Annotated in this window: 9 protein-coding genes; 3 read left to right on the top strand and 6 right to left on the bottom strand. The window is 72.8% G+C overall.

Annotated features, from left to right (window positions below; genetic code table 11):
• Positions 1–67: 67 nt before the first annotated feature.
• The 4 genes from ACFYYR_RS28140 to ACFYYR_RS28125 form a co-directional block, all read right to left on the bottom strand.
• Positions 68–1,717, bottom strand: coding sequence for an LCP family protein (locus tag ACFYYR_RS28140; RefSeq protein ID WP_388859435.1), 1,650 nt, complete (start codon positions 1,715–1,717; stop codon positions 68–70).
• 52 nt (positions 1,718–1,769) lie between these two features.
• Entirely contained in the window at positions 1,770–3,491 is a 1,722-nt protein-coding gene (locus ACFYYR_RS28135) for an LCP family protein (RefSeq protein WP_388859432.1), read from the bottom strand.
• 215 nt (positions 3,492–3,706) lie between these two features.
• The gene (locus ACFYYR_RS28130; protein WP_388859429.1) at positions 3,707–5,233 is read right to left on the bottom strand and encodes an LCP family protein; all 1,527 of its coding nucleotides are present in this window, start codon (positions 5,231–5,233) and stop codon (positions 3,707–3,709) included.
• A gap of 194 nt (positions 5,234–5,427) precedes the next feature.
• Complete coding sequence (locus ACFYYR_RS28125) at positions 5,428–6,183, bottom strand: TIGR03089 family protein (protein WP_388859426.1); 756 nt, start codon at positions 6,181–6,183, stop codon at positions 5,428–5,430.
• A gap of 128 nt (positions 6,184–6,311) precedes the next feature.
• Between ACFYYR_RS28125 and ACFYYR_RS28120 the strand changes: the two genes are divergently transcribed.
• The 3 genes from ACFYYR_RS28120 to ACFYYR_RS28110 all read left to right on the top strand — a co-directional run bounded on the left by ACFYYR_RS28120 (position 6,312) and on the right by ACFYYR_RS28110 (position 9,860).
• Complete coding sequence (locus ACFYYR_RS28120) at positions 6,312–7,643, top strand: N-acetylmuramoyl-L-alanine amidase (RefSeq protein WP_388859423.1); 1,332 nt, start codon at positions 6,312–6,314, stop codon at positions 7,641–7,643.
• Positions 7,644–7,777: 134 nt separating this feature from the next.
• Positions 7,778–8,860 carry a sugar phosphate nucleotidyltransferase gene (locus tag ACFYYR_RS28115; protein ID WP_388859420.1) on the top strand — a complete coding sequence of 361 codons (1,083 nt, stop codon included), beginning with the start codon at positions 7,778–7,780 and terminating at the stop codon, positions 8,858–8,860.
• A 67-nt stretch (positions 8,861–8,927) separates the two neighbouring features.
• Positions 8,928–9,860, top strand: coding sequence for a DNA-3-methyladenine glycosylase family protein (locus tag ACFYYR_RS28110; protein WP_388859840.1), 933 nt, complete (start codon positions 8,928–8,930; stop codon positions 9,858–9,860).
• A 461-nt stretch (positions 9,861–10,321) separates the two neighbouring features.
• Here ACFYYR_RS28110 and ACFYYR_RS28105 read toward each other — a convergent pair whose 3' ends face one another.
• Together ACFYYR_RS28105 and cofD are read right to left on the bottom strand one after the other, a co-directional pair.
• Positions 10,322–11,767, bottom strand: a complete 1,446-nt coding sequence (locus ACFYYR_RS28105; protein WP_388859417.1) for a coenzyme F420-0:L-glutamate ligase — start codon at positions 11,765–11,767, stop codon at positions 10,322–10,324.
• On the bottom strand, positions 11,764–12,744 hold the full coding sequence (cofD, locus tag ACFYYR_RS28100) for a 2-phospho-L-lactate transferase (RefSeq protein WP_388859414.1): 981 nt from the start codon (positions 12,742–12,744) through the stop codon (positions 11,764–11,766). Before cofD ends, ACFYYR_RS28105 begins: the two co-directional genes overlap by 4 nt.
• Between the last annotated feature and the right edge of the window lie 11 nt (positions 12,745–12,755).

The raw sequence follows: 12,755 nt of genomic DNA, 5'->3' as shown, positions 1-12,755 counted from the left end.
GACCGCCACCCGTTGCGCAGCAGGGGCCGGACCCGTCGGGTCCGGCCCCTGCTGCGCACGGCCGCTGTCACCAGACGTTCGCCGGGTTCACCTTCATGCAGGCGGACTTGTCGTCGCCCTTCAGCGCGTCGGCGCTGTCCGGGGCCTTGTCGTCGCCGGGCTTCTCGGACCCGCCGGACTTCGGGTACTCCATGCCGGTCCGCCAGTCGGCCCCGATGACCAGGGTGACCTGCGAGACCTCCGCCGCCGGCCGCACCGCGCTGTCCGGCAGACCCAGGGCCTCGGCCACCGCCTGGGCGTCACCGCGCTGGTCCGCCTTGGGGTACGAGACCGTGGTGTCCGCCCGGGACTTCGGGGTCGCGTCGGTGGTGGCCTGGGAGAAGCCGAGCCGGGTGAGCTGTCCGGCGATCGTGGCGGCCCGGCCGCGGACCGCGATCTGCGCCGCGGTGCCGGTGCCGTTCTGCACGGTGACCGGGATCTCCCCCTTGGGGGCGGCCGGGTCGCTGGGCGCGGGCTTCTTCTTCGGCCCGTGCTTCTTCTTGTCCTTGCCGTCGAGCCCGACGTCGTTCCGCATCAGCGAGAAGGTCTTGTCGGCGTCGCCCGGCTTGGGGATGACATGGGCGGGGTTCTGCGCGTCGGGGACCCAGGGCATCGTCGCCATGGTGATCCGCTTCGTCGGCACCCGCTTGAGGTCGTTGCCCAGGTCGTACAGCTTCTTCACGGTGCCCAGGCCGTCGTCCACGGTGAGTGCCTTGGTGGCCGCCTCGGCGAGGTCGGTGAGCTTGTCCGGGTCGGTGAGCTTCGTTCCGGCCTTGAGCTGGCGCACCATCGAGTTCATGTACAGGTGCTGGGCCTTGGCCCGGCCGATGTCGCTGCCGTCCTCGAAGCCGTGCCGGGTGCGCAGCCACTGCAGGGCCTGCACGCCCTTGATGGTCGAGTCGCCCTTCTTCAGCCGCAGCCCGGACTTGGCGTCGTACACGTTGCTGTCCACGCAGACCGGGACGCCGCCGACCGCGTCGGCCATGTCCACCACACCCGAGAAGTCGATCATCATGAAGTGATCGATCGGGATGCCGGTGAGCTCCTCCCAGGTCGCCACCGTGCAGCCCGGACCGCCGTGCGCCAGGCTGGAGTTGATGGTGTCGCTGGTCTCCGGATAGACCTTGTCGCTGTCCTTCTTGTCGGTGCACCGCGGGATCGTCACCCGGGTGTCGCGCGGGACGCTGATCACCGACATGTTGCTGCGGTCGGCCGAGACGTGCAGCAGCATCTGCACATCGGCGAGCGCCGGGCGGTCCCGGTCGGCCCGGGCCCCGCCCAGCTTGACGTTCTCCTTGGACTTCCTGCTGTCCGAGCCCAGCAGCAGGATGTTGAGCGGCGTCTGACCGGCGGCGTTCGGTGCGCTCTTGTCGAGCTTGTTGTCGCCGAGGTTCAGATCGTCCTTGTCGAGATTGCCGTTGAGGTGCTCGTAGTAGAGGTATCCGGCGCCGGCCGTCCCGAGTATCAGGACGGCCAGCGTGGTGGAGACCCAGCGCAGGACCCGGCGTTTCCCGCCGGGCCCCGGCGGCCCGCCCCCCTGGTGCCGGCCGCCCCGGCGCTGCCCCGGTACGTCGCCCGGACCGGCCCCGTCCCGGCGCGCGCCCCCGCCCTGCTCCGTCGTCCCGGCACCGGAGGTGCGGCGTTGCGCTCCCGGTCCCTGAACACTGCTCTGCCGCATCGGGCCTCCCCCATGAATTCGGTTGTGCCGACCCGCCCGAGCGGCGGCCGTGTCACTTGGCGCAGACCTGCTTGTCCGCGTGGACCTTCTGGACGCCGTCCGGTGCCTTCTGCGGCGCGGTCAGCGGCGTCCCGGCGGCCTTGAAGTCGGCGCCGAGCGTGAGGGTCATGTTCGCCCTCGGTGCGGCGTTCTTGCCGCCCGGCTTCAGAGCCGACGCCGACAGGCCCATCAGGTCGGCGAGCCGCCGAGCCTGGTCGGCCTGGTTCGGCGCGTACTCCAGCGTGGTCTTCTTCAGCTTCGTGCCGGTGGCGTTGCCGCCGTTGCTGGACTTCAGCACACCCTCGGTGTTCTGCATCCAGTCGACGGTGTCCTGCGCGGCCCCGAACGGCCCCCCGCCGTTGAGCACCTCGACGCGCACGTCGGCCGGATCCGCCTTGGGCCCCTTGAGCTTGGCGGCCTCCTTGGCCTTCGCCTTCTTCTTGACCTCGGTCAGCGACTGGTCGGCCCGCATCATCGCGAAGAGCTGCTCCGCGGGCTGCTCGTTGAGGACGACCGTGGTCTTGACCTTCTCGGCCGGGTTGTCGATGACCGGCAGGGTCGCGAACGTGATGTTCTTGGTGTCGACCCCGCTCAGATTCTGGCCCAGGTCGCTGAGTTTCTTGATGCTGCCTATGCCGGTGTCGACGGTCAGCGCCTTGGTGGCCGCGTTCGCCAGCTTCCAGAGCTTGCTGCCGTCGGTGAGCGTCTCGTTGGACTTCATCTTGCGGATCATCGAGCTGAGGAACTGCTGCTGCAGCTCGATCCGGCTCAAGTCGCCGCCGGTGCCCACCGAGTGGCGGGTCCGGACGAACGCCAGCGCCTGCTCACCCTGCAGGGTGTGCGGGCCCTTGTTCAGCTTGAGGTGGGAGTCCGGGTCGTCGATGTCCTTGCCGAGGCACACGTCGACGCCGCCCACGGCGCTGGTCAGGGACTTCACCGCGTTGAAGTCGGCCATCATGAAGTGGTTGACCGTGAGGCCGGTGAGCTTCTTGACCGTCCGCATGGTGCAGCCGGGGTCGCGCCCCTCCTGCCCGAGGCTGGTGTTGAACCGGGTCTTCGGCGTCCCCGGAACGACCTTCGTCGACCCGTCCTTCTGCTTGGTCGGGCAGTCGGGGATGTCGGTGATCAGGTCGCGGGGGATGCTCATCGCCGTGGCGTTGGAGCGGTCCGCCGACACGTGGAAGAGGATCGTGGTGTCGGCGTGGCCGACACTGCCCGAGTCGCCGTAGCCCTCGTTGCCCTTGCCGGTCCGGACGTCGGTGCCGAGGACGAGGATGTTCATCGGCCCGTCGGGGATGGTGTCGCCACTGCCCGCGTCACCGACGTCGACCGTGTTCAGATTGCCGTTGAAGTGCTCGTACACGAAGTACGCGCCCGCACCGCCGGCGACCAGGACGAAGGCCATCACGCCACCGGTCCAGTGCATGGCCCGCTTCTTGCCCGACGGCTTCGCCTTCGGCTTCCGGCGGCTGCTGCCGGGCGGCGGCGTACCGCGTCCGGCACCAGCACCAGCACCAGCACCGGCGGCACGCCGGCCGCGCTGCGTGGGCAGCGGGCGGGTGTCGTCGTCGACCGGCGCGGCGGCGGCCCTTCTGGACGCTCTGCGCTGCGTAGGGGGAGCCGACTGCTCTGCGGAAGGTTCCAGTCGCAGTTCGTAATTACCGGTGTCCGGGTCGAACACCCACTGGTCCGCGGGATCGATATTGCCCGCCCGCCCACGTTCTTGCGCGTCCACGGTCGCCTGAATCCTCCGTCGGTGCCACGCGGCGCCTCCCCCTCAAGGCGCTCGGTCCATCGTCCTCGGCTGCCCCACGAGAGGTCGGGCAGCACCGGGGCGCTCACACTATCCGCCCAGTTCAGCGTCGGGCGACGCCGGTGACAAATTCCACTCCCCTACAACTGGGCAATCTGCCCAATCCCTTTCGCGCGGGGTCTCCACGCCCCTCGAATTCATCCGCACATACCGTTCGCCGCTGTTGTTCCGCGGTAGGTGGGAGCCGGATCCGTCGGCTCGGCGCTGGGGCTCGCCGTCCGCTGATCACCGGTCATCGTTCCCGGTCTGTTGTCGGGCCGGGGGGTCGGGGTCGCACCGGCCTCGCGCCGCTTCGGGGCAACCGATACGGGGAGGTCGTTACGGAGGAGATTGAACAGCTGCGCCGCGTCCGGCTGGACGAGTTCGTCCCGGTTCGCGTTGAGCGAGTACGCCCGGCGCGGCACGGTGAGGAACTGTACGCGGTCGGTCGGGATCTTGCGCAAACTGCGGGCCAGGTCGTACAGCTCCCGCAGCGAGTCCAGCCCGGAGTCGGTGGTGAGCGAGGACGTCGCGGCGTCCAGCACCGGGTAGAGCCGGGCCGGGTTCAGCAGCACCCCGTTGCTCTGCACCTTCTTCACCAGGGCGCCGAGGAACTGTTGCTGCCGGTCCATCCGCTCGGTGTCGCTGCCGTTGCCGATGCTGTAGCGGGCGCGGACGTAGCCGAGTGCCTGCTCGCCGTTGAGCTTCTGCCGGCCGGCGGGCAGCTTCAGATGGGCCTCCCGGTCGTCCACGGGGTCCTTGAGGCAGACCTCCACCCCGTGCACCGCGTTCACCATCCGCTTGAACCCGGTGAAGTCCACGATCATGTGGTGGTCGACCCGGATGCCGGTGAGGTTCTCCACGGTACGGATCGTGCAGGCCGGGCCCGCCACCTCGAACGCCGAGTTGAACTGGGCGAACTGCGGCTTGGTGCGGCTGCCGTCCGGCTTCCGGCAGGCGGGCACGTCCACCATCAGGTCCCGCGGGATGCTGACCCCGGTGGCGCTCTTCCGGTCCGCGGCCAGGTGCAGCAGGATCGTGGTGTCCGAGCGCTGCGTGCCGTTGTCCCGGCCGTACTTGCTGTTGCCGTCGCCCCGGTTGTCGGAGCCGATGAGCAGGACGTTCCGGGCGTCGTGCACCATCGGCGCCGGGCGCTCGGCCTCGTACCGCTTCAGCTCCTCGGCCGTGCCGGTGTCCGTGGTGATGTTGCCTTCGAGCTTCTGGTAGATCATCCAGCTCGCGCCGGCCGCCACCAGGACCGCCACCGACGTCACCAGAGCCGTCCGGCGCAGCCAGGGCCGCCATCGGCCGTGCGGCGCGGAGCCGGATCCGTCTCCCGTCGGGCCGTCACCCGGCGCGCCGTCACCCCGCGAGCCGTCTCCCGTCGAGGAGGCCGTCGCGGCGGCACCGTCCGGGAGGGCCCCGTCCGAGGGGGCGGTGTCCTGCGCCGCCGCGTCCTGCGCCGCCGCGTCCTGCGCCGCCGCGTCCTGCGGCGCCGCGTCCTCCGGTGCCGCGTCCTCCGAGTGGGCCTCCTCAGCAGCCGCGTCCGAGGCACCGGCCTTCGAGGAGCCGCCGCCGGACGGCGCGCCGCCCGGTGCCGGGTCCCCGGCCCGGGGCGCACCGTCCGCCCGCTCGCGCCCGGAGGGGTCCTCGGGCCCCTCGGGCGTGCCAGCACTGTCGGTCACGTCTGCGTCCATCCCTCACGGAGTAAGGCGGCTTCGCTCCGCGCGGGCCCGCCGGTCACAGGAGCAGACGGTCGAGCCCCTCGCTTGGTTGTGCGTACGGCTGCACTTTCGCGCCCATCATCACTCCGGGAGGCCGGCGCACCCGGCAGGCCAGGCCCGCTGTGCGCCGGACGAGTGGCGGCCCGGACCGGTGCTCAGCCCGCCGTCGTGGTGACCCGTTCGCTCTCCCGCCGCTGCTCCAGGGCCTCCGGCGGCAGCCGGTCGAGATGCCGGCAGAGGACGACGGAACCGCCGGCCGCCAGCGGGGCCAGCAGCCCGGCCGACAGGCCGTCCCAGCTGTCGTAGGGGAGCCCGGACAGCTGGCGCGAGACGGGGGTCAGGCCGCGCGCCGCCGCGTCGGCCCGCGCCCGCTCGACCGTCCCGGCGCCGGTGAGTTCGCCGGAGCCCGCGAAGGCCAGCGCGGGGGAGTCCGGGTCGACCGGGGCGTACGGGGCGAAGCGGTCGCCCTGGCTGGGCACCTCCACCGCGTAGTCGGCGAAGCCCGCCGGGGTCTCGGGGAAGCGTCCGCCCAGCGGCCGGAGGGCGAGCGCCACGCGCTCCCCGCGGCAGGCGCGCGCCCGGTCGAGGGTGTCGGGGCCGCTGACCACCAGATCGGCGGCTCCGGGGTCGCCGCCCAGGTCCGCGACAACTCCGGTGGAGGAGCAGGCGAGTACCCAGACGGCCGTCTGCCAGTGGGCGGGGAGCAGCAGCGCGAGCCGGTCGCCCGGCTCGGCCCCGAGGTCGTCCTGGAGCAGGTTGGCGGTCTTCGCCACCCAATTGGCGAAGGTGGCCACGGACAGTTCGACGCGTTCGCCGGTGGCGTCGTCGTAGAAGGTGACCAGGGGGCGGGCCGGGTCCGCGGCGAGCGCGGATCGCAGCAGGTCGGCAGGGGTGCGATCGGTGGCGTTCACCCGCGCAAGGGTACGCGGCCGGGCAAGCGGGAGGAGTCGGTCACGGGCCCGCGGAGCTCACCTGTTCGGCAGACAGTCCGTCAGATCACGAATAGACAGATTGTCGGGATATGCCCACGATTTTGTTCATGCGTGGACTCCTTGCTTCTTCCATCGGCGTCGCCTGCACGGCCGCACTCGCGCTCCCGCTCGCTCCGCCCGCCGGAGCGGCGGCCGCAGCCCCCGCCGAGCCCCATGTGCCCGGCAGCACCCAGTCGCTGCCCCTCGGTCCGCTGGGCGGCCCCGACCGCTCCGGGAGCACCTCCCCGGACGCCGGCGCCCCGCAGGGCCTCCCGAAGCGTGACGTCCGGCCGTTCTCCCTGGTGGGTGTCGTCTGGGACGACCCGGCAGCCGACTTCCACGGACAGGTGCGGATCCGCACCCGCGCCGCGGACACCGGCCGCTGGTCCTCCTGGCAGGACCTGCAGACCCACAACGACGACCAGCCCGACCTCGATTCGCCCGAGCGGAACGGCGGCCGGATGCACGGCAGCACCGCCCCGCTCTGGGTCGGCGACTCCGACGGCGTGCAGGTCCAGGCGCTGCCCGAGCCCGCCTCCGACCGGGGCGCCCCGACCGCGCTGCCCGGCGGGCTGCGCATCGAACTCGTCTCACCGGACAACGCCCCGGCCGCCGGGCCCGGCCGGACCGCCGGGCCGCCGGAGCAGACCCCGGAAGAGGCGGCGGCCTCCGCGGTCAACGCCGAACTGGCCCCGCTGGGCGCCACCGAGATCCCGGCCCTCGCCCAGGAGACGACACCGGAGGACGACCCGGACGCCGTCACCGGCGCGAACGGGTCCGTCGCGACCCGCGCCCACATCGGTCCGCGGCCCGGCATCGTCACCCGCCACGGCTGGGGTGCGGACGAGTCGCTGCGCGAGCGGAACTTCCTCTACACCAAGACCGTGAAGGCCGCGTTCGTGCACCACACGGCCAGCGGCAACAACTACACCTGCAAGCAGGCGCCGTCGGTGCTCCGCAGCATCTACCGCTACCACGTCAAGAGCCTGGGCTGGCGGGACTTCGGCTACAACTTCGCGATCGACAAGTGCGGAAAGATCTACGAAGGCCGGGCCGGCGGCGTGGCCCGAGCCGTGATGGGCGCACACACGCTCGGTTTCAACACCAACACGATGGGCATTGCGGTCATCGGGAGCTTCTCGGGCGTCACACCACCCGCCGCGGCGGTGCGGTCCGTCGCCGCACTGTCCGCCTGGAAGCTCGGCCTGTTCGGCAGGAACCCGGCCGGCAAGGTCACCCTGGTGTCCGGCGGCGGCAACAAGTACAAGAAGGGCACCAAGGTCTCGCTCAACGTCATCTCCGGGCACCGCGACGGGTTCTCCACCGACTGCCCCGGAGCCCGCCTCTACAGCAAGCTGGGCTCGATCCGCAGCACCGCCGCCAGAGCTCAGGGGCGGTGAGGACCGTCCCGGTCCACTTCGGCTGAGCCGAGCGTCAGTCCACGTCAGCCGGTCGGCGTCTGCTTACACTGGCCGCCGGCCTCAACCGGTGGGGGCCCGTCAGCCGACCCCTGGCAGGAAGCAGAGAAGACAAGGTGACAGAAGCGATCCTCCTGGTCGGCGGCAAGGGCACGCGGCTCCGCCCGCTGACGGTGCACACGCCGAAGCCCATGGTCCCGGCAGCCGGTGTGCCGTTCCTCACCCACCAGTTGGCCCGCGCCCGGGCGGCCGGGGTCGAGCACGTGGTGCTCGCCACGTCCTACCTCGCCGAGGTGTTCGAGCCGTACTTCGGTGACGGCTCGTCCCTCGGACTGCACCTGGAGTACGTCACCGAGCACGAGCCGCTCGGCACCGGCGGCGCCATCCGCAACGTCGCCTCGCGCCTGCACTCCGGCCCCGACGAGCCGGTGCTCATCTTCAACGGCGACATCCTGACCGGCCTCGACATCCGCGCCCTGGTCGACACCCACCGCACCTCCGGCGCGGACGTCTCCCTGCACCTCACCCGGGTCGAGGACCCGCGGGCGTTCGGCCTGGTGCCCACGGACGCCGACGGCCGCGTCACCGCCTTCCTGGAGAAGCCGCAGACGCCCGAGGAGATCGTCACCGACCAGATCAACGCGGGCGCCTACGTCTTCAACCGCTCCGTCATCGACTCCATCCCCGACGGGCGGCCCGTCTCGGTCGAACGGGAGACCTTCCCCGGCCTGCTTGCCTCCGGAGCCCACCTCCAGGGCATGGTCGACTCCACCTACTGGCTGGACCTCGGCACCCCGCAGGCCTTCGTCCGGGGCTCCGCCGACCTCGTGCTCGGCCGCGCCCCCTCCCCGGCCGTCCCGGGCCGCTGCGGCGACCGCCTGGTCCTCGAAGGAGCCGAGGTCGCCGCCGACGCCAAGCTCACCGGCGGCACGGTCGTCGGCACCGGTGCCCGGATCGGCGAGGGCGCCCGGATCGACGGCAGCACCGTCCTGGCGGGCGCGGTCGTGGACGCGGGCGCACAGATCCAGAACTCCCTGATCGGCGCGGGCGCCCGCATCGGCGCCCGCACCGTCCTGGACGGCGCGGTGATCGGCGACGGCGCGGTGATCGGCGCCGACAACGAGCTGCGGGACGGGGTCCGGGTCTGGTGCGAGGCGGAGATCCCGGCGGGAGCGGTCCGCTTCTCCTCCGACCAGTGACGCCGCCTACCCTCGGAGGGTGACCCCTGAGGACCGGCTGACCCGCACCACCGTCCGCGGCGGCCGGCTGCGGGTGCCCACACCCCGGCACGCGTCCGCCGCGACCCGCCGCTGGCGCCCGGCCGGGCCGCTCGATCCGGGACTCACGGTCGGCCCGCTCGGCCGCGGCCCCGGCGATCCCGCGTTCCGCGTCACTCCGGACGGCTCGGTCTGGCGGGCCAGCCGCACCCCGGCCGGGCCCGGCACCCTCCGCTTCAGCCGGCACTCCGGGGAGATCGAGGCCGAGGCCTGGGGCCCGGGCGCCGACTGGCTGCTCGACGGCCTCCCCGCCTTGCTCGGCGCCGACGACGACCCGGCGGCGTTCACCCCGCGCCACCGCCTGGTCCACGAGATGCACCGCCGCACCCCCGGCCTGCGGCTCACCCGCACCGGGCTGGTCCTCGAATCCCTCATCCCGTCGGTCCTGGAACAGAAGGTCACCAGCGACGAGGCGTACCGCGCCTGGCGGCTGCTCCTCCAACGGCACGGCGAACCGGCCCCCGGCCCGCTCGACGGCCTCCATGTGATGCCCGACGCGCGCGGCTGGGCCATGCTCCCGTCCTGGGAGTGGCACCGGGCGGGCGTCGACGGCAAACGCGCGGCCACGATCGTCCGCGCCGCCCGCGTCGCCCGCCGCCTTGAGGAGGCCGTGACCATGGACCTCCCCGCGGCCCTCGCCCGGCTCCAGCTGATCCCCGGCATCGGCCCCTGGACGGCCGCGGAGACCCTCCAGCGCAGCAACGGCGCGCCCGACGCGATCACCGTGGGCGACCTCCACGTACCGAAGATCGTCGGCTACGCCCTCACCGGCCGCCGGGGCACGGACGACGCGACGATGCTGGAACTCCTGGCCCCCTACGCGGGCCAGCGCCACCGCGCATGCCGCCTCATCCTCCTCTCCGGCCACACCCCACCCCGCCGCGCCCCCCGCTTCGCCCCGAACGACATCAGCGCCCTCTGACCCGATCCGAACGGGGCCTGAGCCCACCGAACGTCAGCCCCCAATACGCCTGCGCATGTCGGCTGCGGCCATCGGGACGAACCGCACGGGATGGGCCGCTCCGGCCCGCTGCTCCGCTTCCTTCCCTGCACAGGGCGGTCGGGGCGAACCGTCCTGAGCACCGGAAGGCACGACGACATCACACCCGCACGGGGCCCATCACCGCTGTCATACGTACCCGCCTGAGCCCACCGGACGTGAGGGGGACGGGGTCGGAGGGGTGGGGGGTTCCGGAAGCTGCCGTGTATTTGTGGCCCGCCAGGGCCGCAAATATACGTTCCGGAACCCCCCACCCCGGAGGCCCCGGCACCCGCCCGCACACCCAGCAACCTCAGCCCAGCAGCGGCACAGACCCCGTCCCCCCGGACTCGCCCCCTGCACGCGCAGCCGGCCGCCCGCCGACGCACCCCCACCGGCAGGTGCTACCGCACGGCGATGAACCCCTCCACCCCACGCTCCCCCCGCTCCCGCGGCACCCCCGCCGCATGACCCACCGCCACAGCCCCCATGGGATCCCAGTCCCCGGGCAGGCCCAGCACGTCGCGGACGACGTCCCGGCAGAACATCGTCGACGACACCCACGCCGAGCCGAGCCGTTCCCCGGCGAGCGCGACCAGCAGGTTCTGCACCGCCGCCCCCGCCGCCACCACGAACATCTCGCGTTCGGCACCCTGCCGCCGCGTGTCCGGGTAGGCGTGCGCACCGTCGGCGACCAGGCACGGCACCACCAGATACGGCGCCCGCCGCAGCACGTCCCCGCGCCGCACCCGCTTCGCGATGCTCTCCTCCGTGAAGCCGTCGCCCCGCAGATCCGCCACCCACGCGTCCCGCATCGCGTCGAGCAGCCGCTCCCGAGTCTCCGCCGACTCGAGCAGCACGAACCGCCACGGCGTCGTGTGGTGCGGGGCCGGCGCCGTCACCGCGGCGGCCACGGCGCGCCGCACCGCCGCTCCGTCGACCGGTTCGTCCGTGAACTCCCGCACCGTGCGCCGCAGGGTCACGGCCTCCCGTACGGCCTCGGACGTCCCGAGCCGGAACATGTCGTCGACGGCGCTGCGCACCAGAACCCGCGCCCCGGCGTCACCCCGGCCCGAGCCCGCGTCACCCGAACGCGCGTCGCCCGAACCCGCGTCACCCGGGCCCGCACCCGCGTCGCCCCCGACCCGGCCCTCCTCGCCCCGGCCTTCGTCGCCGTCGCCGTCGGCGTCCCGGACGACATGCGGCAGCCCGCGGACCACGGCGACGGGCAGCCCGTCGGCCTTCCCCTTCACCAGGTCACCCGCGGCGGCCAGTTCGTCGGCGGTGGCCACGACGGTCGCGGCGAGCGGATTGCCGTACGCGTCGGTGCCGCCCCGCAGGTCGTCGAGGACCCGCACCCCGGCGGCGCCGATCGCCACATCGGTCAGCCCGTTGCGCCAGGGGCGGCCGAACGTGTCGGTCACCACCACCCCGATGTCGACCCCGAGCGCGTCGCGCAGCCCGGCGCGGATCAGCCGGGCCGAGGCGTCCGGGTCCTCGGGCAGCAACAGCACGGTGCCGGCGGGGGTGTTGGAGGCGTCGACCCCGGCCGCGGCCATGACGAAGCCATGCCGGGTCTCGACGATCCGGGTCGGCCCGCGCCGGGCGACGACCCGTACCGCCTCGGCGTCGATCGCCGCTTCGCGGTCCGCCGCCTCCATGACGCGGCCCTCGGCCTTGCTGACGATCTTCGAGGTCACCAGCAGCACGTCGCCGTGGGCCAGGCCCGGCAGCCCCGGTGCGGTGGCCGCGTCCGCGATGAGCTTGGCGAGGTCGTCCCCGGACTGCACCTCGGGAACGCCCGGCAGCGCCCACACCGTGTACGACGGCGCCTCCCGGCCGGCGCTCACGGCCGGACCTCCGCGGCCAGTGCCAGCGCCTCGCTCGCCATCCGGGCCGTCGCCTCGGTGTCGGTCATGATCAGCGGGACGGCCCGGCAGCGGATGCCCGCCGCCTCCACCTCGTCCACGGCGCCGGCGTCGACGGTGTCGACGAGCCAGCCGTCCAGCAGCCCGGATCCGTAGTGCCGGGCGACGGCGCCGGCGGTCGACTCCACGCCGACCGCGGCGAGCACCTTGTCCGCCATGCCCCGCACGGGTGCGTCGCCGACGATCGGGGAGAGCCCGACGACCGGTACCCCGGCCTCGGCGATGGCCTCCCGCACGCCGGGCACCGCCAGGATGGTGCCGATGCTGACGACGGGGTTGGACGGCGGGAACAGCACCACGTCCGCCTCGGCGATGGCTTCGAGCACTCCGGGCGCGGGCTTGGCCTGCTCGGCGCCGACCGGCACCACCGCGTGGGCCGGTACGGAGGCCCGCAGCCGCACCCAGTACTCCTGGAAGTGCACGGCCTTCCGGCCCTCGTTCTCGGCGGAGTCGCCGAGGTCCGCCGTGTCGATGAGGACGTGGGTCTCGATCCGGTCGTCGGACATCGGCAGCAGCCGGACGCCGGGCTGCCAGCGGGCGCACAGCGCCTCGGTGACGGCGCTGAGCGGATAGCCCGCGCCGATCATCTGGGTACGGACGATGTGGGTGGCGAAGTCCCGGTCGCCGAGCCCGAACCACTCGGGGCCCACGCCGTAGGCCGCCAGCTCCTCCTTCACGGCGAACGACTCCTCCGCCCGCCCCCAGCCCTGTTCCTCGTGGATGCCACCGCCGAGCGTGTACATCACGGTGTCGAGGTCCGGGCAGACCTTGAGCCCGAAGAGATGGATGTCGTCACCGGTGTTGCCGATGACGGTGATGTCCGCGTCGGGGGCGGCCGACTTCAGACCACGGAGAAAACGGGCGCCGCCAATGCCGCCGGCCAGAACCACAATGCGCATAAAGACAGTGT

The organism is Streptomyces sp. NPDC001922, assembly GCF_042891165.1.
GTDB lineage: Bacteria > Actinomycetota > Actinomycetes > Streptomycetales > Streptomycetaceae > Streptomyces.
This window is presented reverse-complemented; position numbering and strand designations above follow the sequence as displayed.

Coding starts and splice junctions, on each gene's coding strand:
- ACFYYR_RS28140 (WP_388859435.1), bottom strand. CDS start 1,717: ATGCGGCAGAGCAGTGTTCAGGGACCGGGAGCGCAACGCCGCACCTCC.
- ACFYYR_RS28120 (WP_388859423.1), top strand. CDS start 6,312: ATGCGTGGACTCCTTGCTTCTTCCATCGGCGTCGCCTGCACGGCCGCA.
- cofD (WP_388859414.1), bottom strand. CDS start 12,744: ATGCGCATTGTGGTTCTGGCCGGCGGCATTGGCGGCGCCCGTTTTCTC.